At 73.2% G+C, this 20,626-nt stretch carries 17 protein-coding genes; 11 read left to right on the top strand and 6 right to left on the bottom strand.

The window, feature by feature from the left end; translation table 11 throughout:
* Positions 1-53 precede the first annotated feature (53 nt).
* The 7 genes from hemQ to hemL all read left to right on the top strand — a co-directional run bounded on the left by hemQ (position 54) and on the right by hemL (position 7,357).
* Positions 54-770, top strand: a complete 717-nt coding sequence (gene hemQ, locus J2W20_RS01690; RefSeq protein ID WP_307004009.1) for a hydrogen peroxide-dependent heme synthase — start codon at positions 54-56, stop codon at positions 768-770.
* 26 nt (positions 771-796) lie between these two features.
* Positions 797-2,011, top strand: coding sequence for a ferrochelatase (locus J2W20_RS01685; RefSeq protein ID WP_307004701.1), 1,215 nt, complete (start codon positions 797-799; stop codon positions 2,009-2,011).
* Between the two features lies 1 nt (position 2,012).
* Positions 2,013-2,999 (top strand): hydroxymethylbilane synthase, encoded by a 987-nt coding sequence (hemC, locus tag J2W20_RS01680; RefSeq protein ID WP_307004007.1) that lies wholly within the window; start codon positions 2,013-2,015, stop codon positions 2,997-2,999.
* Complete coding sequence (locus J2W20_RS01675; RefSeq protein WP_307004004.1) at positions 2,999-3,886, top strand: uroporphyrinogen-III synthase; 888 nt, start codon at positions 2,999-3,001, stop codon at positions 3,884-3,886. The genes hemC and J2W20_RS01675 overlap by 1 nt, the downstream gene beginning before the upstream one ends.
* Before the next feature lie 17 nt (positions 3,887-3,903).
* Entirely contained in the window at positions 3,904-4,884 is a 981-nt protein-coding gene (gene hemB / locus J2W20_RS01670) for a porphobilinogen synthase (protein WP_307004003.1), read from the top strand.
* A gap of 39 nt (positions 4,885-4,923) precedes the next feature.
* Positions 4,924-5,973 carry an LLM class flavin-dependent oxidoreductase gene (locus J2W20_RS01665; protein ID WP_307004001.1) on the top strand — a complete coding sequence of 350 codons (1,050 nt, stop codon included), beginning with the start codon at positions 4,924-4,926 and terminating at the stop codon, positions 5,971-5,973.
* Positions 5,974-6,043: 70 nt separating this feature from the next.
* Positions 6,044-7,357: a glutamate-1-semialdehyde 2,1-aminomutase gene (gene hemL / locus J2W20_RS01660; protein WP_307003999.1), complete on the top strand. Its 1,314-nt coding sequence runs from the start codon at positions 6,044-6,046 to the stop codon at positions 7,355-7,357.
* Positions 7,358-7,389: 32 nt separating this feature from the next.
* Here the strand turns inward: hemL and J2W20_RS01655 are convergent, their stop codons facing one another.
* Positions 7,390-8,070: a LysE family translocator gene (locus J2W20_RS01655; protein ID WP_307003997.1), complete on the bottom strand. Its 681-nt coding sequence runs from the start codon at positions 8,068-8,070 to the stop codon at positions 7,390-7,392.
* 81 nt (positions 8,071-8,151) lie between these two features.
* Here J2W20_RS01655 and J2W20_RS01650 point away from each other — a divergent pair, with 81 nt between their 5' ends.
* Complete coding sequence (locus J2W20_RS01650; RefSeq protein ID WP_307003995.1) at positions 8,152-8,607, top strand: Lrp/AsnC family transcriptional regulator; 456 nt, start codon at positions 8,152-8,154, stop codon at positions 8,605-8,607.
* A 100-nt stretch (positions 8,608-8,707) separates the two neighbouring features.
* Here the strand turns inward: J2W20_RS01650 and J2W20_RS01645 are convergent, their stop codons facing one another.
* From J2W20_RS01645 to J2W20_RS01630, 4 genes are all read right to left on the bottom strand, one after another.
* Positions 8,708-9,445 carry an amino acid ABC transporter ATP-binding protein gene (locus tag J2W20_RS01645; protein WP_307003994.1) on the bottom strand — a complete coding sequence of 246 codons (738 nt, stop codon included), beginning with the start codon at positions 9,443-9,445 and terminating at the stop codon, positions 8,708-8,710.
* Positions 9,442-10,218 (bottom strand): amino acid ABC transporter permease, encoded by a 777-nt coding sequence (locus tag J2W20_RS01640; protein ID WP_307003992.1) that lies wholly within the window; start codon positions 10,216-10,218, stop codon positions 9,442-9,444. Before J2W20_RS01640 ends, J2W20_RS01645 begins: the two co-directional genes overlap by 4 nt.
* 28 nt (positions 10,219-10,246) lie before the next feature.
* Positions 10,247-11,200: a substrate-binding periplasmic protein gene (locus tag J2W20_RS01635; protein WP_307003991.1), complete on the bottom strand. Its 954-nt coding sequence runs from the start codon at positions 11,198-11,200 to the stop codon at positions 10,247-10,249.
* A gap of 279 nt (positions 11,201-11,479) precedes the next feature.
* The gene (locus J2W20_RS01630) at positions 11,480-12,187 is read right to left on the bottom strand and encodes a 3'-5' exonuclease (protein ID WP_307003990.1); all 708 of its coding nucleotides are present in this window, start codon (positions 12,185-12,187) and stop codon (positions 11,480-11,482) included.
* A gap of 99 nt (positions 12,188-12,286) precedes the next feature.
* Here J2W20_RS01630 and J2W20_RS01625 point away from each other — a divergent pair, with 99 nt between their 5' ends.
* From J2W20_RS01625 to J2W20_RS01615, 3 genes are read left to right on the top strand one after another with little or no spacing between them, the layout of a single operon-like run.
* The gene (locus J2W20_RS01625) at positions 12,287-12,700 is read left to right on the top strand and encodes an MGMT family protein (RefSeq protein ID WP_307003989.1); all 414 of its coding nucleotides are present in this window, start codon (positions 12,287-12,289) and stop codon (positions 12,698-12,700) included.
* Positions 12,697-15,948: an ATP-dependent helicase gene (locus J2W20_RS01620; RefSeq protein ID WP_307003988.1), complete on the top strand. Its 3,252-nt coding sequence runs from the start codon at positions 12,697-12,699 to the stop codon at positions 15,946-15,948. Before J2W20_RS01625 ends, J2W20_RS01620 begins: the two co-directional genes overlap by 4 nt.
* Positions 15,945-19,337 (top strand): ATP-dependent helicase, encoded by a 3,393-nt coding sequence (locus tag J2W20_RS01615; protein ID WP_307003987.1) that lies wholly within the window; start codon positions 15,945-15,947, stop codon positions 19,335-19,337. The genes J2W20_RS01620 and J2W20_RS01615 overlap by 4 nt, the downstream gene beginning before the upstream one ends.
* Positions 19,338-19,379: 42 nt before the next feature.
* Here the strand turns inward: J2W20_RS01615 and J2W20_RS01610 are convergent, their stop codons facing one another.
* Positions 19,380-20,561: a phosphotransferase gene (locus J2W20_RS01610; RefSeq protein ID WP_307003986.1), complete on the bottom strand. Its 1,182-nt coding sequence runs from the start codon at positions 20,559-20,561 to the stop codon at positions 19,380-19,382.
* Between the last annotated feature and the right edge of the window lie 65 nt (positions 20,562-20,626).

The raw sequence follows: 20,626 nt of genomic DNA, 5'->3' as shown, positions 1-20,626 counted from the left end.
CTGTAGAACATCTGAATTCGATTTGGTCCGCCCGAAGGAGCACACTGGTCACCATGAGCCACACATCCGTCGAATCTGTCACCAAAGCCGCCGGCGAGGGTGACGCTGCAGTGCAGCAGTTCTTCACCCTCTGGACCGTGTTCCGCCGCGTCCCGGGCGCTGCCGCGCCCGCCGGAAGCGCCGTGACCGAGTTCGAGTCGCTCGTGGCGCGCCTCGCGTCCGCCGGCGTGACCGTCCGCGGCACCTACGACGTGTCCGCGATGCGCGCCGACGCCGACATCATGGTGTGGCTCCACGGCCCCCAGCCCGAGGCGCTCCAGCAGGGCGTCCGCGACATCCGCCGCAGCGAGCTCTTCGACGGCACAGAGATCGCATGGTCCGCGATGGGCGTGCACCGCGAGGCCGAGTTCGCCAAGGGGCACACCCCCGCGTTCTCCCGCGGGGTCGAGCCGAGCACGTGGCTGACCGTGTACCCGTTCGTCCGCTCCTACGAGTGGTACCTGCTCCCCGCCGACGAGCGCGCCCGCATGCTCCGCGACCACGGCATGCTCGGCCGCGACTTCCCGCAGGTCCTGTCCAACACCGTCTCCGCCTTCGCGCTCGGCGACTGGGAGTGGCTGCTCGCCCTCGAGGCCCCCGAGCTCGTGGACCTCGTCGACATGATGCGCCACCTGCGCTACACCGACGCCCGCAACCACGTCCGCGAAGAGGTCCCGTTCTACACGGGCCGCCGCATTTCCGCGGCCGAGATCGCGGAGGTGCTCGCGTGAGCACCGAGCCCGCCGCGACGCTCGAGATCGCGGTCGACGGCGCCGCCGCACCGCTCGTTGCCAGCACCGCTGTCAACCCCGTCACCGAGGCCGGCCGCGCCGCCCCGGCCGAGTACGACGCCATCCTGCTGGCCTCCTTCGGCGGCCCCGAGGGCCAGGACGACGTCATCCCGTTCCTGCGCAACGTCACGCGCGGGCGCGGGATCCCTGACGAGCGCCTCGAGGAGGTCAGCCACCACTACCGCGCCTTCGGCGGCATCAGCCCGATCAACGCCCAGAACCGCGAGCTCAAGGCCGCGCTCGAGGCTGAGCTGGCCGCCCAGGGGATCGGCGTGCCGGTGTACTGGGGCAACCGCAACTGGGACCCGTACATTCCGCAGACGCTCCAGGAGATCTACGACGCCGGGCACCGCAAGGTCCTCATGCTCACCACGAGCGTCTACTCGTGCTACTCGAGCTGCCGGCAGTACCGCGAGGACATCGGCGTGGCGCTGACCGAGACCGGCCTCGCCGGCCGCCTCCGGGTCGACAAGATCCGCCAGTACTTCGACCACCCCGGCTTCGTGGCCCCGTTCGTCGAGGGCACCGCGGCCGGGCTCCAGCAGGTGCGCGAGGCCCTCGGCGCCCCCGACGGCTCGCGCGACGGCGAGATCCGCGTCCTGTTCTCCACGCATTCCATTCCGACCCGCGACGCCGAGGCGGCCGGCCGGTCCGGGGGCGAGCCGCGCACGTTCGAGGGGGGCTCGGCGTACGTGGCCCAGCACCTCGCCAACGCCCGGGCGGTCATGGCCGCCGTCGGTGCCGCGGACGTGAAGTGGGACCTCGTCTACCAGTCCCGCTCGGGAGCGCCGCACATCCCGTGGCTCGAGCCGGACATCAACGACCACATCAACGCGATCGCCGGCGGCGAGGACGGCGCGGCCGGGGTCAAGGGCATCGTGATCGTCCCCCTCGGGTTCGTGAGCGACCACATGGAGGTGGCCTGGGACCTCGACACCGAGGCCCTCGAGACCTGCACCGAGCTCGGCATCGAGGCCGTCCGCGTCCCGACCCCGGGCGTGCACCGGGACTTCGTGGCCGGGCTCGTGGAACTCCTCCGCGAGCGGATGGCCCAGGGAACCGTGGCCGACCGTCCGCACGTGAGCGACCTCGGCCCCTGGTACGACGTCTGCCGGCCCGGCTGCTGCGCGAACTTCCGCGCGGACAAGCCGGTCATCGCCGAAGAGGGCGCGGGAATCTGACATGCCAGTCCGCATCGGAACCCGCGGGAGCGCGCTGGCCCTGACCCAGTCGCAGCAGACCGCGGACCTGCTCGCTGCGGTGGGCGGCTTCTCCACCGAGCTCGTGCGCATCCGCACCGAGGGCGACGTCAAGACCGGCTCGCTCGCCTCGCTCGGCGGGACGGGAGTGTTCGTGACGGCCCTGCGCGAGGCGCTCCTGGGTGACCGCTGCGACGTGGCCATCCACTCGCTCAAGGACCTGCCGACCACGGGCGAGCCCGGGCTCTCCGTCGCAGCGATCCCCGTCCGCGCCGACGTACGCGACGTGCTGTGCGCGCGCGACGGCCTCACCCTCGACCGGCTCCCGGCCGGGTCGAAGGTCGGCACCGGGTCGCCGCGGCGCGCCGCCCAGCTGCGCGCGCTGCGCCCGGACCTCGAGGTCCTCGACATCCGCGGCAACGTGGACACGCGCCTCGGCCGCGTCCCGGGCCTCCCCGGGAATGCGCCCGATGCGCCGGGCGACCTCGACGCGGTCGTCCTCGCCGCGGCCGGCCTCGCACGGCTCGGCCGCACGGAGGTGGTGACGGAGTACTTCGAGCCCGACACCATGCTCCCCGCGCCCGGCCAGGGCGCCCTCGCGGTCGAGTGCCGGACCACGGATGCTCCCGAGAGACCCGCCCACGGGGGCGCCGCGACCGCCCAAGGGGTGCTCGCCCAGGCGCTCGCCGCGATCGACGACGCCGACACCCGCCTCGCCGTGACCGCGGAACGCGCGCTCCTGGCCCGCCTCGAGGCCGGCTGCGCGGCCCCGGTCGGGGCGTTCGCGCGCCGCAAGGGCAGCATGCTGCACCTCGAGGCGATCGTCTGCGCGGTGGACGGCACCAAGTCCCTGCGGCTGGCCCGCGCCACGGACGGACTCACCGAGGTCGGGGCGACGCTGCTCGGAGTCGAGCTCGCGGAACAGCTGCTCGAGCAGGGCGCCGCGGAGTTCGCGGACCTGGGCGCCTGATGGCGCCGGAGGGAGCGGCCGGCCCGGCGCTCGCCGGCCGGCGGGTGCTGCTGACCCGCAGCCCCGACCGGGCCGGGGCCATGGCGCGCGCGCTGGCCCGGGCCGGCGCCGAGCCGCTCCTGCTCCCCGTCATCGACTTCGAGCGCGCCGACGATCCAGCGGCCCTCGCCTCGGCCCTCGACCGGCTCGGGGCGGGGGAGTACGGCTGGCTCGCCATCTCGAGCATCACCACGGTGCGGGCGCTCAAGGAGGCCGCGGCCCTCCGCGGCACCACGCTCGCGCAGCTCGTCCCGGGCGCGGTGCGGGTCGCGACCATCGGGCCCAGCTCCCGCCGCGTCCTCGAGGCCGAGGGGCTCCGCGTGGACCTCGCTCCCACCGGGAAGCAGTCCGCCGAAGGGCTCGTGGAGCTCTGGCCACCGCACGGCGACGGCGCAGGCGCCGGGCGGGTCCTCATTCCGCAGAGCAACCTCGCCGCGCCCACGCTCGCCGAGGGCGTCGCCGCGCGGGGCTGGCCGGTGGAGACCGTCATCGCCTACCGGACCGTCGACTATCCCGCCGACCCGGCCCGGCGCCTCACCGCGGTGCTGGCGGCGGCCGCCAGCGAAGGCGACGGGCCCGCCGAGGAGGCGCCCGGCGTCGTCCTCACCCCCCACGAAGCCAACGGCGAGCTCGCCGCGGGCCGGATCGACGCCGTCGTCGCCGCCTCGCCGAGCGCCGCCAGGAGGATCCACGAGACGCTGCGCCCGCTCGATGCGGTCCAGCTCATCGCGATCGGCGAGCCGACCGCCGCAGAACTGCGCGCCCTCGGCCTCGCCGTCGGCGCAACCGCCGCGACCCCCACCCCGGAGGGGATCGCGGAGGCGGTGGCGCGCTCGCTGTACCGCTGACCCACGAAGGAGACACCATGGGCTTCCCGACCCACCGCCCGCGCCGACTGCGCCAGACCCCGGCCCTGCGCCGGCTCGTCGCGGAGACGCGCCTGCACCCCGCCGAGCTCATCCTCCCCGCCTTCGTCCGCGAGGGGCTCTCCGAACCGTCGCCGATCCAGGCGATGCCCGGCGTCGTCCAGCACACCATGGACTCGCTGCGGCGCGCCGCCGCCGAGGCGGCCGAGCTCGGCCTCGGCGGCATCATGCTCTTCGGCGTGCCCGAGGAGCGCGACGCCGAGGGCTCCGCGTCCCTCGACCCCGACGGCGTGCTCAACGCCGGGATCCGCGCCGTCCGCGAGGAGGTGGGCGACTCGCTCGTGGTGATGAGCGACGTCTGCCTCGACGAGTTCACCGACCACGGCCACTGCGGCGTCCTCGACTCCGAGGGCCGGGTGGACAACGACGCGACGCTCGAGATCTACGGCCGCATGGCCGTGGCCCAGGCCGAGGCCGGAGCCCACGTCCTCGGCCCCTCCGGCATGATGGACGGCCAGGTCGGCGTGATCCGGCAGGCGCTCGACGCCGCCGGCCGGCAGGACGTGGCGATCCTCGCCTACGCCGCCAAGTACGCCTCCCCGTTCTACGGACCCTTCCGCGAGGCTGTGGACTCCCAGCTCAAGGGCGACCGCCGCACCTACCAGATGGACGCCGCGAACCGCCGCGAGGCGCTCCTCGAGGTCGAACTGGACCTCGAGGAGGGCGCCGACATGCTCATGGTCAAGCCCGCCATGAGCTACCTCGACATCCTGGCCGATGTCGCGGCCATGAGCCCCGTGCCCGTGGCCGCGTACCAGATCTCGGGGGAGTACTCCATGATCGAGGCGGCCGCCGCCAACGGGTGGATCGACCGGCGCTCCTCGATCCTCGAGTCCGTCCTCGGCATCCGCCGCGCCGGCGCGAACATGGTCCTCACCTACTGGGCCCCCGAGATCGCCGGCTGGCTCAAGGACTCCTGAGCCGGGAATGGACGGGGCACCCGCGGAGTTTGAATGCATATGCATGGAACCAGTGAGAAGCCTCCTGTCCTCCTCGGCCTGAACACCTTCGGCGACGTGGGCCTCGGGCCCGACGGCGCCCCGAAGTCCGAGGCCCAGGTGATCCGGGAGGTCGTCGAGGAGGGAGTCCTCGCCGACCAGGTCGGCCTGCACTCCTTCGACGTCGGCGAGCACCACCGCAAGGACTTCGCAGTCTCCGCGCCCGAGGTGGTCCTCTCCGCGATCGCGGCGAAGACCGAGAACGTGCGCCTCGGCTCCGCCGTCACGGTGCTCTCCTCCGACGACCCCGTCCGTGTCTTCCAGCGCTTCGCCACACTCGACGCCGTCTCCTCAGGCCGCGCCGAGGCGATCCTCGGCCGCGGCTCCTTCATCGAGTCCTTCCCGCTTTTCGGGTTCGACCTCGAGGACTACGAGACGCTCTTCGAGGAGAAGCTCGAGCTCTTCGACCGGGTCCGCTCGCAGAAGCCCGTCCGGTGGGAGGGCCGCCACCGCGGGCCCATCAACGGGCTCACGGCCTACCCGCACGTCGAGGAGGGCCTCCTGCCCGTGTGGATCGGGGTGGGCGGCACCCCGCAGTCCGTGGTGCGCGCCGCGCACTACGGCTACCCCGTGAGCTTCGCGATCATCGGCGGCGAGCCGGCACGGTTCGCCCCGTACGTGGAGCTCTACAAGCGATCCCTCGAGAAGTTCGGCAAGCCGTACACGATGCTCGCCACCCATTCGCCGGGCCACATCGCGGACACCGACGAGCAGGCCCGCGAGGAGCTCTTCCCCCACTGGCTCGCGATGCGCAACCGGCTGGGTGAGGAGCGCGGCTGGGGCCCCGGGAGCCGCACCGAGTTCAATGCCCAGGCCTCCCGCCCCGGCGCGCTCTACGTCGGCTCTCCCGAGACGGTGGCCCGCAAGATCGCCGACACCCACCGCGCCCTCGGCACCGAGCGCTTCGACCTCAAGTACTCCAACGGCACCCTCCCGCACGCCGCCATGATGAAGAGCATCGAGCTCTACGGCACCAAGGTGGCCCCCCTCGTGGCCGACATGCTCGCCTAGGTGCCGCACCCCACTCCGGCGGGCGGCCGGCGTCGGGCGGGACGGGGTCCGCGGATGGAAGAATAGGGGCATGACCACCTCCGAGGACCTCTTCGCCCGTGCCCGCTCGCTCATGCCCGGAGGGGTGAACTCGCCCGTGCGCGCGTTCGGCTCCGTGGGCGGCACGCCCCGGTTCCTCGTCTCCGCCCAGGGCGCGTACGTGCACGACGCCGAGGGGCGCGACTACGTGGACCTCGTGTGCTCATGGGGTCCCGCGCTCCTCGGCCACGCCGTGCCCGAGGTCCTCGCGGCGGTGCACGCCGCCGTCGACCGCGGCCTGTCCTTCGGCGCCTCGACGCCGGACGAGGCCGCGCTCGCCGAGCTCGTGATCGGGCGCGTCCCGGCGGTCGAGCGCCTGCGCATGGTCTCGACCGGCACCGAGGCGACGATGACCGCCATCCGCCTCGCCCGCGGCTTCACGCACCGGGACCTCATCGTGAAGTTCGCCGGCTGCTACCACGGCCACGTCGACTCGCTGCTCGCCGCCGCCGGGTCGGGCCTGGCCACGCTCGCCCTTCCCGGCTCCGCCGGCGTCACCGCCGCGACCGCTGCCGAGACGCTCGTCCTGCCGTACAACGACCTCGCCGCCGTGGAGGCCGCGTTCGCCGAGCACGGGCCCCGGATCGCCGCCGTCATCACCGAGTCCGCCCCGGCCAACATGGGCGTCGTCACGCCCGGGGAGGGCTTCAACGAGGGCCTGCGCCGCATCACTGCCGAGCACGGCGCCCTGCTCATCGTGGACGAGGTGCTCACCGGGTTCCGCGTCGGGCCCGCCGGCTACTGGGGCCTCACGGGGCAGCGCGAGGGCTGGGCGCCGGACCTCTTCACGTTCGGCAAGGTGATCGGCGGCGGCATGCCGGTCGCGGCCCTCGGCGGCCGCGCCGAGATCATGGAGTACCTCGCACCGCTCGGTCCCGTCTACCAGGCAGGGACCCTGTCCGGGAACCCGGTGGCCATGGCCGCCGGCGTGGCGACGCTCTCCCTGGCCACCGACGCCGTCTACGCCCACGTCGACGCCCGTTCGGCCGAGCTGTCCGCGGCCCTCACCTCGGCCCTGTCCGCCGAGGGCGTGGACCACTCGATCCAGCGGGCGGGCAGCCTGTTCTCGGTCGCCTTCGGGACGTCCGAGCGGGGCGTGCGCAACTACGCCGACGCCCAGACGCAGGAGGCGTTCCGCTACGGGCCGTTCTTCCACTCGATGCTGGACTCCGGGGTGTACCTGCCCCCGAGCGTCTTCGAGGCGTGGTTCCTCTCCGCCGCCCACGACGACGCCGCGATGAACCGCATCTACGACGCCCTCCCGGCCGCCGCCAAGGCAGCGGCGGCCGCCCTGCCCGGCGCGTAGCCACGCGCCGGGCGCTAGGCGAGCGCGGGGCGCTAGGCGAGCGCCGGGCCCACGAGTGCCATAGCCTGCTCCGCCAGCAGGACGCCGCCGATGCCGAGCATGAGCACCCCGCTGACGAGGGTGACGGCCTGGGCACGGCGCGGCTTGGCCGCGAGGAGGCGCCGCGCCGCCACGGCGACGAGGCTGTAGACCACCACCGTGAACGCGAGGTGGGTCAGCCCCATCGCCGTGGTCTGCGCGACCACCGGCAGGGCCGAATCCGTCCGGATGAACTGGGGCATGATCGCCGCGAACAGCAGCAGGGCCTTGGGGTTGATCCCGCTCGTCCCCAGCCCCTTGAGGAAGTCGAGTGCGGGCCGGCCCGGCTGCACGGCCCCCTCGAGGCTCTCCCCGGAGGGCAGGACCGTCCCGGCGGCCGCGGTGAAGCCGGCACGGCGCCATCCGCGCGCGGTGGCTGCGCCGAGCCACAGGAGGTAGACGGCACCCGCCGCGGAGAGCCAGGCGACCAGGTCGGGCCGTGCGGCGAGCAGCACGCCGAGGCCGGTCGCGACGAGGGCCGTGTGCACCACGTAGCCCGCGCAGAGCCCGGCGATCGAGGGCACCGCCGAGCGCGCGCGGAGGCCGGCCGCGATCGTGTAGGCCCAGTCGGCGCCGGGCGTGAGGGCCAGCGTGAGGGAGATGCCGGCGAAGCCGAGGAGGGGGCTCAAGTCCATGGCGCAAGACTACGGAGATCCCTGCGCGAAGTGCTCACCGCTTCGTGGCCTCCGAGGGGCCTTTCGGGATAGATTCTTACGGTGATCGACGCACTCGACAGAAGTATTTTGCGCACGCTCCAGCGAGACGGGCGCATGACCGCCACGGCGCTCGCCGCCGAGGTAGGCCTCACGGTCGCTCCGTGCCATCGCCGCCTCAAGGACCTCGAGCAGTCCGGCGTGATCCGCGGGTACCGCGCGGAGGTGGATCCGGCCAAGGTCGGGCTCGGATTCGGCGCCATGGTGTTCGTGACGCTGCGGGAGACCTCGCGGGAAGCGATCCGGGCGTTCGAGGATGCCGTGGTCGCCGAACCGCAGATCATCGAGGGCTACCGCCTCTTCGGGGACCCCGACTTCCTCCTCCGGTGCGTCGCCGAGGACCTCCCGGCGTACCAGCGACTCTACGACGAGCATCTGGCCGCGCTGCCGGGGGTCGCGAAGCTCACCTCGACCATCGTGATGCGCGACCTCAAGGGCGCCGGCGGCCTGCCGCTCTAGGCCCGCCGCGGCTGGCAGGCTGCCGCCACCACGCGCGACGGCGGGGTCCCCACCCGAGTGGGGACCCCGCCGTCGTGCGCGGTGCTGCTGTACCCAGCCGTCAGAGGACGTCGCTGAGGAAGCGCTTGAGCCGGTCGGTCTGCGGATCGTCGAAGATCTTCTCCGGTGCGCCGGACTCGACCGCGACGCCGCCGTCCATGAACATCACGGTGTCCGAGACGTTGCGCGAGAAGCCCATCTCGTGGGTCACCACGACCATGGTCATCCCGCCTTGGGCGAGGTCGGCCATGAGGGCGAGGATGCCCTTGACGAGCTCCGGGTCGAGGGCCGAGGTCGCCTCGTCGAAGAACATGACCTCGGGCTTCATCGCGAGCGCGCGGGCGATCGCGACGCGCTGCTGCTGGCCGCCCGAGAGCGTCCCCGGCCGGACATCGGCCTTGTGCCTGAGCCCGACGAGGTCGAGCTGCGTCAGCGCCTCCTCGCGGGCCTGGTCCTTCGGCAGCCCGCGGAGCTTCCGCAGGGCGAAGGCCACGTTCTCGCCCACGCTCTTGTGCGGGAAGAGATTGAACTGCTGGAAGACCATGCCGATGCGGCGGCGGAGCTCGTCCGGGTTGTCCTTCAGGACGGAGCGGCCGTCGAGGAGGATGTCCCCGGCGTCCGGCTCAATGAGCCGGTTCATGACCCGCAGGAGGGTCGACTTGCCGGATCCGGAGGGGCCGATGACCGACGCCGTGGTCCCGGCCGGGACGTCGAGGTCGATGCCGCGGAGCACCCGGTTGCTGCCGAAGGCGAGGTGGATGCCCTTCGCCTCGAGCGATCCTGAGGAGAACGTGCTCATGCCTGGGCTCCCTTCCCGACGACGGCGGCGGCCTCGTCCGGCTCGGCGCGCTCGGCGCGGCTCTTCGCCCGGCCCGTGCGCAGGCGGGCATCGATCCAGTTCACGAGGTGCGTGAGGGGGATCGTCATGACGAGGTAGAAGATTCCGGCCGCGACGTAGCCGGAGAGGTTGCCCGTGCGGGCCGCCTCGTCCTGGCCGATCTGGAACAGCTCGCGCTCGGAGGAGAGCAGCCCGAGGGTGAACACGAGCGAGGAGTCCTTGATGAGCGCGATGAACTGGTTCACGAGGGCAGGCAGCACCCGGCGCACGCCCTGCGGGACGACGATGAGGCGCATCGACGGCCCGTACGCGAAGCCGAGCGCCCGGGCCGCCTCGAGCTGGCCCTTCTCGACGCTCTGGATGCCCGAGCGGAAGATCTCGCCGATGTAGGCGGCGGAGATGAGCGACAGCGCCGCGACGCCCATGGGATACGGGCTCGTGATGCCCGTGAGCTCGCGGACGATCGGGCCGAACCCGAGGCCGATCGCAAGGATGGTGAGGATCGCCGGGAGTCCACGGAACACGTCCGTGTACACCCGGGCGATCCACCGCGCCACCGGATTGCGGGCGATGCCCATCAGGGCGAGCAGCATCCCGAGAACTGTGCCGATGATCCCCGACGAGAGGGCCAGCACGAGCGTGTTCGGCAGGCCCACAGTGAAGAGCGAGGGCAGGACCTCGCCGATGACTGTCCAGTTGAAGAAGGTGTCGCCGAGATTGGCCAGGTAATCCATGTGGCTCCTGTCTGCGCGCTAGGTGGCGCTACTTGGCCGCGCCGACCTGGACGGCCTTGCTGCCCGGCTTCCAGCCCTCGGGGGTCTGGTCCTTGAGCGTCTTGCGGTCCGGGTACCACTGGGCCGTGAGCTTCGACCACGTGCCATCGGCGACCACGGCATCGAGGGCCGAGTTGAGCGCGTCGGTGAGCGGCTGGTTGTCCTTCGCCACGGCGTACGCGGTGAAGTTCTGGGTGTTGACCTTCTTCTGCGCGATCGTGGTGCCGTCGCCGGGCTTGACCTGGCCCTCCGCCTGCTGGGACGGCGCGACCCACGCGTCGACCTGGCCGCTCTTCACGCTCGCGTAGACCGTGTTGTAGTCCGGGAAGCGGACCGGGTCGAGCTTGAGTGTGTTGGTGACGAAGTCGTCCTGGACGGTGCCCTGGACCACGCCGATGCGCACGCCCTGCTTGAGGTCATCGAAGGACTTCACCTTCGCGCCGTCCTTCGTGACGATCGCCATGTAGCCGAAGTCGTACCCGTTGGTGAATCCGACCGTCTGGCGGCGGGAATCGGTGGTCGAGATCGAGGACGAGCCCATGTCGAACTGCTTCGTCTTGACCTGGGCCAGCAGGCTCTGGAACTTCGTGGAGACGAACTCGACCTTCAGCCCCAGCTTGGCCGCCATGGCCTTGAGGAGCTCGTTGTCGTAGCCGGTGAAGTTGCCGCTCTTGTCGATGAAGATGTTCGGCGGCGCGTCGGAGAGCGTGCCCACCTTGATCGTGCCGGGGGTGATGAGCCCGAGCTTGGACTTGTCGATCTTGTCCAGCGGGGTGACCGAGGCGGTGGTGTACTTGTCCGTCGACTGCTGGTCGCTGCCCTTGAGCGCGTCCGACGGCGTGCCGGAGGCGGAGCTTCCGCCGCCGCCGCACGCGGCGAGCGAGAGGGCGAGGACTGCCGCGACGGGCGCGGCGGCAAGCCACTTGGGTGCCTTGAGCTTCATGGAGCCTTCGCTTTCTGAGGTGAACGCAGGACGCGCAGCATCGACGTGCGGTCGGCACGTCGAGGCGTCTGGGCTGCATACCATTATGAACCACGGCCCTTCCCGGCCCGGTTCCAGAACACATTCCGAAATATTCGGCTGCCGGTCGAAGGATGTTCGGTCCGGCGTGGTAGCGGGCGTCGCGGCGGCGGCGCAGCCAGCGTGCCGCGTGAATTACGCGCGGCGGTACAGTTCCGCTCCGGGGAGCGTGGGGAGCTGTGACTTCCCTCTCAGGAGGCGCTAGAAGCCGGCCTGCCCGGCATCGTGCGGTGTGAGCACCGGCCAGTCGCCCTCGACCACGGCAGCGGGCTTGGTCCGGCGCAGGTAGGCCTGGAAGTCGGCGGCCTGGGCTGCGGACCAGTCCACCTGGCTGCGGTGGAGGTGGGCCGCGGGGCGGTCCAGCTCCGGGAAGCGCCCGGCCATGGCGTCGAGCAGCTGGGCCGCGGCGAGGGCGTCTGCGGCCGAGCTGTGGGCGTCGGTGAGGATGACTCCATACTGCTCACAGAGTGCCCCGAGGGTTCGCTTGCCCTTGCGGTACCGCTCCACCTGCTTGTTGATGACGTAGGGGTCCAGGACGGGGAACCGGCTGAGCTGGGGGAGGCCATGGCGCGCGCACTCGGCCGCCATGACCGTGAAGTCGTACGCCGCGTTGAAGGCGACGACCGGCACGCCGCGGTCGAAGAGCGCCTGGAGCGTCGTCGCGACCTCCGCCACGACCTCCCGGGCGGGGCGGCCGTCCGCGCGGGCCTTCTCCGTCGTGACCCCGTGCACCTCGGCCGCCTCAGCCGGGATCTCGACCCCCGGGTCCGCAAGCCACTCGTGCTCGGCCTCGATGCTCCCGTCCGGCCCGAGCACCACGATGCTGGCGGTGACGATGCGCGCGGCACGTGAGTTGCGTCCGGTCGTCTCGAGATCGAACGCTGCCCTGGTCTGCGTGCTCCACGTCATGGGGAACACGCTATGCGGCGGGTCCGACACTTCTCGTGCAGGCACGCCGGACGCGCGGGGGAGCGGGAGCCGGCGCCCGCCGGCCGCTAGGGTGGGACCATGCGGGAGGAGTTCGTCGAGGCGGTTCTGGCCGTCGTCGAACTCGTGCCGCCGGGAACGGTGCTGGCCTATGGCGATGTCGCAGAGCTCCTCGGCGCCGGTGGTCCCCGGCAGGTCGGCTCGGTCATGGCGCGCTACAGCGGCGACGTGGGCTGGTGGCGGATCCTCAGGGCCAGCGGCGCTGCCCCCGAATGCCACGAGCAGCGGGCACTGGGGCACTACCTCGCCGAAGGCACGCCCCTGAGGGGCGACCCGCACCGAGGCCCGTGGCGGGTCGACATCGCCCGGGCACGCTGGGCGCCCACGGACGACGAGCTCGACGCGGTCGAGGAGATCGCCGACGCGCTCCAGCAGCGCCTGCACCGTCCCGCCGCCCCAGAACTGTCGGACCCCGACGGTGGAATGGAACCATGACAGCGATCGCCACCTCGGCTGCATCTCCCGCTGCCCGGCCCGCACCGGCAGGACCCGCGCCGCAGCTGACGCTCCTCGCCCCGAAGGGCCGCGCGGACGCCGCTCCCTTCTCACCCTCGGCCGACCAGGAGGCCGTGCTCGCCCTGCGCCCCGGAAGCGGTCCAGTGCTCGTATGGGGGGGCCCGGGCACCGGCAAGAGCCGCCTCCTCGTGGAGGCGGCCGCGATCCGGGTGGAGCGCGACGGCCTCGACCCGGCAGGCGTCCTCCTCCTGGCCCCTGCACGCGCAGCCTCGGCACGGCTGCGCGACGCCTTCACCGCACGCCTCGGCCGCAGCCTGAGTGCCCCGCCGGCCCGCACATGGCAGTCCTACGCGTTCGACCTCATCCGTCGGGCGCGGGCCGAGGGCCGGCTCGACTGGCTCAGCCGGCCGCCCCGGCTGCTGTCCGGGGCGGAGCAGGACCTCATCGTCAAGGAGCTCCTCGAAGGACACCGGACCTCTGGCCGCGGGCCGTCGTGGCCCGAGGGGTTCGAGGCGGCGCTGCCCACGCGGGGATTCCGCCACGAAGTCCGCGAGCTGTTCGACCGGGTCACCGAGTACGGGACGACGGCGGACGAGCTCGCCGAGCTCGGCACGCGCGCCGGGCGCCCCGAGTGGGTCGCCGCCGCCCAGCTGTACACGGAGTACCGCGACGTCCTCGAGCTGCGGATGCCGGAGGCCTTCGACCCCGCGGGCATCATCACCGCCGCCCGCACGATCCTGCTCGAGGACCCCGAGCTGCTCGCCCAGGAGCGGGCCCGGCTCGGGCTGATCTGCGTCGACGACGTCCAGGAGTCCAGCCCCTCGGTCCTCGAACTCCTCGCCGTCCTCGCCCAGGGCCGCGACCTCCTTGCGACGGCGGCCCCCGACGTCGTGGTGCAGGGCTTCCGTGGAGCGAGGCCCGGCCTCGTACCGAGCCTGCGTGCCCTCCTCGACCCGATCACCGAGCTGTCGCTGAGCGCCTCCCACCGGCTGCCGGCCGGAATCGCCGAAGCGTGGCAGGGAGTCGCCCAACGGATCTCCGCGGTGCCCGGAGGCCAGGCCGCCCGCAGGCTCGTTCCGGCGCCCACGGGCGGCCGGGAGCAGCCTGCGCCCCCCGCCGCCGAGGCGCATGTCCTGCACTCCGGCCTCCACGAGCTGCGCTACCTCGCCCATCGGATCCAGGACGCCCGCCTGCTCGGCGGAATCGAGTATGGGCAGATGGCCGTGATCGTCAGGTCCGGTGGCCGGCTCGAGCAGATCCAGCGCTTCCTCTCCGGCCAGGGCATCCCGGTCAAGGTCCCTGTGGCAGAGACTGCCGTGCGCGACGAAGCGGCAGTGCGGCCGCTGCTCACGGCCTTCCGCGTCGCGCTGCGCCCCGACGAGCTCACCGCCCAGACGGCGGTCGAGCTGCTGACCTCGCGCGTCGGCGGCGCGACCGCGCTCGAGCTGCGGCGCCTGCGCCAGTCGCTCCGCCAGGTCGAGCTCGCCGCCGGCGGGGGACGCGCCAGCGACGCACTCCTCGTCGAGGCACTCGAGGTGCCGGGGGCGCTCAGCGCGCTGGGCGTCGAGGCCAGTGCAGCACGCCGGATCGCCCGCATGATCGCGAAGGGCCGGGCGGCGGCAGAGGAGCCCGGCGCGACCGCCGAGACCGTCCTGTGGGCGCTCTGGGACTCGGCCGCCCTCTCCAAGAGGTGGTACGGCCTCGCGGTCTCGGGCGGCCCCCTCGGCCTGCGCGCGGACCGGGACCTCGATGCCCTCATGGCCCTGTTCCACACGGCCGAGCGGTACGTCGACAGGCTCCCCGGAGCATCCCCCGCGCAGTTCCTCGACTACCTGACGGAGCAGGAGCTGCCCATGGACACCCTCGCGCCGCGCGCCCAGGCGGAGGACGCCGTCGAACTGCTCACCCCGGCGAGCGCGGCCGGCCGCGAATGGAGGCTGGTCTTCGTGGCGGGCCTGCAGGACGGGGTCTGGCCCAACACGCGCCTGCGGGGGGAGCTCCTGGGCAGCACGCTCTTCGCGGACTGCCTCGACCTCGGGGTGGTCTCGGCCCTGCTCGTGCCCACGCGCTCGAGGCTCCAGGACATCCGCTACGACGAGCTGCGCTCCTTCTCCGCCGCGATCTCGCGCGCCTCCGAGCGGCTCGTCTGCACTGCGGCATCCACGGAGGACGAGATCCCGTCCCCCTTCCTGGACTACGTCGACCCGCTCCCCGACGGCGTCACGGTGCGCCCCTATACCGAGGTGCCCCGCACCCTGGGACTGAGGCCACTGGTCGCCGAGCTCCGGCAGTCCGTCGAGGCCGACGACGCGGACGCGTCCTACGCCGCAGCGCTCCTCGCCGCACTGGCCGCGGCCGGCGCCCCCGGTGCCCACCCCGCCCAGTGGTACGGGCTCGCGCCCCTGAGCAGCAGCGGCCCCGTGGTGCCTGAGGACGGCACCGTCTACGTCTCCCCCTCCAAGGTCGAGACCGCCACGAAGAATCCCCTGGACTGGTTCGTCTCCGCGGCAGGGGGCGAAGCTGCCACCGACTTCGCCAGGAGCCTCGGGACGCTCGTGCACGCGATCGCCCAGGACCTTCCCGACGGGACGTCGGCCGATTACCTCGCTGAGCTGAAGCTGCGCTGGGCCAGCCTCGGCCTCGCCGACACCTGGGAGGGCGAGCTCGACTTCGAGCGCGCGCAGGCGATGGTCCGCAAGCTCGCCGAATACGTCCGGGTGAACGGGCGTGAGCTCCTCGGCGTCGAAGTCGACTTCGAGGCGCCCCTCGGGAACGTCGGCACCGCCGAGATCACGGCCCGCACCGTCCTGCGGGGCCAGGTGGACCGGCTCGAGCTCGACGAGACGGGCCGGCTGGTCGTCGTCGACCTCAAGACGGGACGCCGCAAGCCGAAGGCCGCGGAGCTCGAACAGCATGCCCAGTTGGCCGCCTACCAGGTCGCCGTGGCCGCCGGCGCGTTCGGCGCGGACGCGGCCCTCGCGCGGGAGCCCGTCCCCGGCGGGGCCGAGCTCGTCCAGCTGGGGGACGGGACCGTCAAGCTCACCGTCCAGCAGCAGACCGCGCTCAAGGATGCCGCGTGGGCCGTCCAGCTGGTCGAGCGGGCCGCGGAGGTCATGGCCGGGGACCACTTCGAGGCCCGGCACGAGCCCGGCGCAGGGTTCACGGGCGGCTGCCGGCTGCCCGACATCTGTCCCCTGTGCGCCCGGGGGCGGCAGGTGACCGAATGAGCGAGACGACGCACGCGCAGAGCCCCGTCGAGCTGCCCGAGCCACGGTTCACCCCGGAGGAGCTCGCGGACCTGCTGGGCCAGCATCGCCCCACGGCCCAGCAGTCGGAGATCATCTCCTCGCCCCTCGCACCGCGCCTCGTCGTGGCCGGGGCAGGGTCGGGCAAGACCGCGACCATGGCCGACCGCGTGGTCTGGCTCGTCGCGAATGGGTGGGTCCGCCCCGACGAGGTCCTCGGGGTGACCTTCACCCGGAAGGCGGCCGGAGAGCTCTCCGCGCGGATCCGGGCCCAGCTCGCCCGGCTCGCGAGGCTGGCACGCCGCGGCGCCGAAGGGGTCGCGCCGGGGGCGGCCGACCAGCAGGCTCTCGACCCGACGGTGTCGACCTACCACTCGTTCGCCAATACCGTCGTGCAGGACCACGGGCTCCGGCTGGGGGTCGAGCGCGACGCGGTGCTGCTCGGACCCGCCCAGTCCTTCCAGCTGGCCGCCCGCGTGGTCGAGGCGTACGACGGCGGCACCTGGGACGGGTTCCCCGCCAAGAGCAGCCTCATCGCCGCGGTGCTGCAGCTGGCCGGCGACTGCGCCGAACACCTGCGCGAGCCCGGCGACGTCGCCGCGTGGCTCGAGGAGGACGCCGCCCGGCTCCAGGGGCTCCCTCCGGGCGGCCGGGGAGGCAGGCAGCCCGCCGGCGCCGCGGCGCTCCTGACCACGCTGCGCACCCGAGCCATGGTCGCGGGGCTCGTTGAACGCTACGCCGCCGCGAAGCGCGAGCGCGGCGTCCTGGACTACGGCGATCTCGTGGCCCTCGCCGCCCGCATCGCGGCCACGGTGCCCGAGGCGGGCAGGCTCCTGCGCAGCCAGTACCGCACCGTCCTCCTCGACGAATTCCAGGACACGTCCCACGCGCAGCTCGTGCTGTTCTCCTCGCTCTTCGGCGACGGCCACTCGGTCACCGCCGTCGGCGATCCCAACCAGTCGATCTACGGCTTCCGGGGCGCCTCCGCGGGACAGCTCGAGAGCTTCCCGCGCGTGTTCCCGCGGCGGGAGGGAACCGGCCTCGCCCCGGCCTGGACCAGCCACCTGACCACGGCCTGGCGCAACTCGACCACGGTCCTCGCGACCGCGAACACGGTGGCCGCCCCGCTCGCGGCGCCCCCGGCGTACCTCGCCGGAACCGCGCCCATCGAGGTCCAGCCGCTCGAGCCCCGCCCCGGGGCAGGGCCCGGCCGCGTCCGGCTCGGCCGTTTCGTCGACGAACTGGACGAGGCCAAGGCCGTCGCCGGCGAGCTGCAGGACTTCGCGCGCGCCTGGGCCGCCCAGGCGGGGCCCGCATCCGGCGCAGGCCCGACGATGGCGGTCCTGTGCCGGAAGCGCTCCCAGTTCGCGGCCCTCCGCGGCGAGTTCGAGCGCCGCGGGATGCCGTTCGAGATCGTCGGCCTCGGCGGCCTGCTCGACACCCCGGAAGTCATCGACATTGTCTCGACACTGCGGGTCATCGCGGATCCGGGCCGCTCCGACGCCCTCATGCGGCTCCTCGCCGGGGCACGCTGGCGGATCGGACCAGCCGACCTCATGGCGCTCGCCGACTGGTCCCGCCACCTTGCGGCCCTCCGCACCGCCGCCGCCCGCCCCGAGGAGCAGGACCTCGATGCCCCGGGCACGGCGGAGGAGGTCCTCGTCGAGGGGGACCTCGCCGAGGCCTCGAGCCTCGTCGAGGCCGTCGACCGCTTGCCCCGGCCCGGCTGGACCTCCGGCGCAGGCCGGCAGCTGAGCCCCGAGGCCCTGTCGCGCCTGACGCGGCTGCGCGACGAGCTGCGGATGCTGCGCACCGTCTCGGGGGACGACCTCGGCACCGTCATCTCCCACGTCGAGCGCGCGCTCCTGCTGGACATCGAGCTGGCCGCCAGACCGGGTTCCTCGGTGCACAGCGCCCGCCGCAACCTCGATGCCTTCGCCGAAGCAGCGGCATCGTTCCTCGCCCAGTCGTCCGAGCCCGGGCTGCTCGCGTTCCTCGCCTGGCTCGAAGTCGCAGCCCGGGAGGAGTCCGGGCTCGACATGGCCCCCAGCGAGCCCTCTCCCGGCGCAGTCCAGCTGCTCACGGTCCACGCCTCCAAGGGGCTCGAGTGGGATGCGGTCGCCGTGACGGGGCTCAACCGCGGAATGTTCCCCTCGGGCGGCAACGACCGGTGGACGGTGGGGCAGTCCGCCCTGCCCTGGCCGCTGCGCGGCGACCGGGCAGACCTCCCCGCCTGGGACACCGACCAGCCCCACCAGAAGGGCTGGGTCGAGGCCGAGAAGCAGCTCGCGGAGGATGCGACCGAGCACGCCGAGCGCGAGGACCGGAGGCTGGCTTACGTCGCCTTCACCCGCGCCCGGTCCCTGCTCGTGGCCACCGGGTTCGCCTGGAGCAGCACCCGCTCCAAGCCGATGGCGGCGTCACCGTTCCTCGAGGAGCTGCGCGGCGCGGACGGCCACGGCTTCGAGGTCGTCGCGTGGGCCGAGGACGCCGACCTGCCCGAGGAGAACCCCCTCCAGGCGCAGGCCCAGCGCTCGCTGTGGCCGTACGACCCGCTCGAGGGGCCCGTCGACGCCGCCACGGGGGCGCGCCGCAGCCTCTCTCCCGGCCGCCGCGAGGCCGTCGAGGCGGCGGCGCAGCGCGTCCTCGAGGAGATCCACGACGTCGGTGCGGGGCCCCACCTCCCGCCCCCGGCTGCGCCCCGGCAGGCCGAGTGGGCGCGCGAGGCCGAGCTGCTCCTCGCCGAGCAGGCGCGGGCCCAGGAGACCTCGGGCGTGCGCCTGCCCGAGCACGTCTCGGCATCCACGCTGGTGGCGCTCGGCGAAGACCGCGATGCGGTGGTGCGCCAGCTGCGCCGGCCCGTTCCGCGCCGGCCGGGGATGGCGGCGCGCCGCGGGACGGCGTTCCACGCCTGGGTCGAGGAGCACTTCGGCACGAGCGCCATGCTGGACCTCGAGGGCTTCGACAGCTCGGACGAGTACGTCGACGAGGCCTACGAGCTCGGAACGCTCGTCGAGGCGTTCAAGCGCACCGAGTGGGCGAACCGGAGCCCGGCCCACGTCGAGGTGCCGATCGAGACCAGGGTGGGCCCCGTCGTCGTGCGCGGCCGCATCGACGCCGTCTTCCGCGACGCGGACGGCCGCTGGGACCTCGTGGACTGGAAGACCGGGAGGGCGCTGAGGGGTGCCGAGGCGAGGGCGCGGTCCGTCCAGCTGGCCGTGTACCGCCTCGCCTGGTCGCGCCTCACGGACACACCGGTGGAGGAGATCAGGGCGGCGTTCTGCTATCTGGCCGACGGCGAGGTCGTGCGCCCGGAGGGGTTGGCCACCGAGGCGGAGCTGGAGGCCATCGTCGCCGCCGCGCTCCGGTGAGCCGCGCTGGGGTGACCGGCCTGCCATCCCATCGGGGCGGAGTCAGCCCTCGCCGCGGCCGTCCGTGATGAGCGGGATCGCATCGGTCGCCGGGGCCGGGTCCACCGCGCGGGCGCCCTCGGCTGCCGGCCGCCGCTCCTCCGGGGCCCGGCCCTCCGGGGCCCGGCCCTCCGGGGCCCGGCCGTCCGAGTCCTGACCGGTCGGGGCCGGGGCCCTCGGGGCCGGGACGTCCGAGTCTGGGGCCGTGAGGGCGTCGCCGCTCCCGCCGTCTCGGAGCGGCACGGCGGCCGACTCGGCGGCATCTGCCGCCTCGCTGGCCTCGATGTCGGCAGCCAGTTCGGCGAGCATCGCCTCGGCGTCCCGCGCGACCTCCCGGTCGTCGAGGGCGAGGGCCTTCACTAGGTACTGGGCGAGCGCGAATTCGGCCGCCAAGGCCGCGCGGCGTGCGAGCTGCGGATCCACAGGCTCCTTGCGGGCCTCGTGGTAGGCGGCGAGCACCGCGTCGATGAACCGCGGCTCGTTCGATCCGACGAGCCAGGCGATGTCATCGGCCGGATCGCCGATCCGGAGGTCGGTCCAGCCGGTCACGGCCGTGACGCGGTCATCGTCGATGAGGAGGTTGTCCTCGTGGAGGTCGCCGTGGACCACCGTCGGGTTGAACCGCCACAGGGTCACGTCCTCCATGGCCTGCTCCCACCGGCGCAGGAGCACCGCGGGGATCTTGCCCGTCGTGGCCGCCTGGTCGAGCTCGTTGAGGCGCCGCTGCCGGAACCCATTGGCGGTGTAGGAGGGCAGGTCGGCGCTGTCGACGAGTTCCTGCGGCAGGCCGTGGATGGCGGCAAGCGTCGTCCCGATCTCGCGTGCGAGCCGGTCGCTGCCCGAGGCGAGGGAGTCGAGGTCCCGGACCGCCCCGGTGAGGTTGGTGTAGACGCACGTCGTGAGCCCGTCCATGCGCACCGTGCCGGCGACCGCCGGCATCTGGAATGGCAGCTCGGCGCGCACGGCAGGGTCGAAGGCGCGCAGCACCGTCATCTCGGTCTCGAGCCGCGCACTGGCCTCCGTGCCCCGCGGGCAGCGGATGCGCCAGGCACGCCCGTCGGCGGTCTCCAGGAGCGCCGCGTCGAAGTCGGTGGCGTCGTCCGGGGACGCCGCCACGGCGGTCGGCTGCAGTCCGGGGACGGCAGCGGTAGCGATGGCAGCCAGCTCGAGCGGAGTGCGTTTCACCCTTTCCACGCTAGCCCGCTGCGCCCCCGCGGGCGCGGACCCACGCCGAACCGGCGCCCCGCCGG

It is taken from the genome of Sinomonas atrocyanea, from assembly GCF_030812675.1.
In the GTDB taxonomy this organism is placed as follows: domain Bacteria; phylum Actinomycetota; class Actinomycetes; order Actinomycetales; family Micrococcaceae; genus Sinomonas; species Sinomonas atrocyanea_B.
The sequence above is the reverse complement of the archived record's forward strand: the minus strand, read 5'-3'. Positions and strand labels throughout refer to the sequence as shown.

Excerpts from the sequence above, each read along its gene's own strand:
- hemQ (WP_307004009.1), top strand. The coding sequence starts at position 54 with ATGAGCCACACATCCGTCGAATCTGTCACCAAAGCCGCCGGCGAGGGT.
- hemC (WP_307004007.1), top strand. The coding sequence starts at position 2,013 with ATGCCAGTCCGCATCGGAACCCGCGGGAGCGCGCTGGCCCTGACCCAG.
- J2W20_RS01675 (WP_307004004.1), top strand. The coding sequence starts at position 2,999 with ATGGCGCCGGAGGGAGCGGCCGGCCCGGCGCTCGCCGGCCGGCGGGTG.
- hemB (WP_307004003.1), top strand. The coding sequence starts at position 3,904 with ATGGGCTTCCCGACCCACCGCCCGCGCCGACTGCGCCAGACCCCGGCC.
- J2W20_RS01665 (WP_307004001.1), top strand. The coding sequence starts at position 4,924 with ATGCATGGAACCAGTGAGAAGCCTCCTGTCCTCCTCGGCCTGAACACC.
- hemL (WP_307003999.1), top strand. The coding sequence starts at position 6,044 with ATGACCACCTCCGAGGACCTCTTCGCCCGTGCCCGCTCGCTCATGCCC.
- J2W20_RS01655 (WP_307003997.1), bottom strand. The coding sequence starts at position 8,070 with ATGGACTTGAGCCCCCTCCTCGGCTTCGCCGGCATCTCCCTCACGCTG.
- J2W20_RS01645 (WP_307003994.1), bottom strand. The coding sequence starts at position 9,445 with ATGAGCACGTTCTCCTCAGGATCGCTCGAGGCGAAGGGCATCCACCTC.
- J2W20_RS01640 (WP_307003992.1), bottom strand. The coding sequence starts at position 10,218 with ATGGATTACCTGGCCAATCTCGGCGACACCTTCTTCAACTGGACAGTC.
- J2W20_RS01635 (WP_307003991.1), bottom strand. The coding sequence starts at position 11,200 with ATGAAGCTCAAGGCACCCAAGTGGCTTGCCGCCGCGCCCGTCGCGGCA.
- J2W20_RS01630 (WP_307003990.1), bottom strand. The coding sequence starts at position 12,187 with ATGACGTGGAGCACGCAGACCAGGGCAGCGTTCGATCTCGAGACGACC.
- J2W20_RS01625 (WP_307003989.1), top strand. The coding sequence starts at position 12,287 with ATGCGGGAGGAGTTCGTCGAGGCGGTTCTGGCCGTCGTCGAACTCGTG.
- J2W20_RS01620 (WP_307003988.1), top strand. The coding sequence starts at position 12,697 with ATGACAGCGATCGCCACCTCGGCTGCATCTCCCGCTGCCCGGCCCGCA.
- J2W20_RS01615 (WP_307003987.1), top strand. The coding sequence starts at position 15,945 with ATGAGCGAGACGACGCACGCGCAGAGCCCCGTCGAGCTGCCCGAGCCA.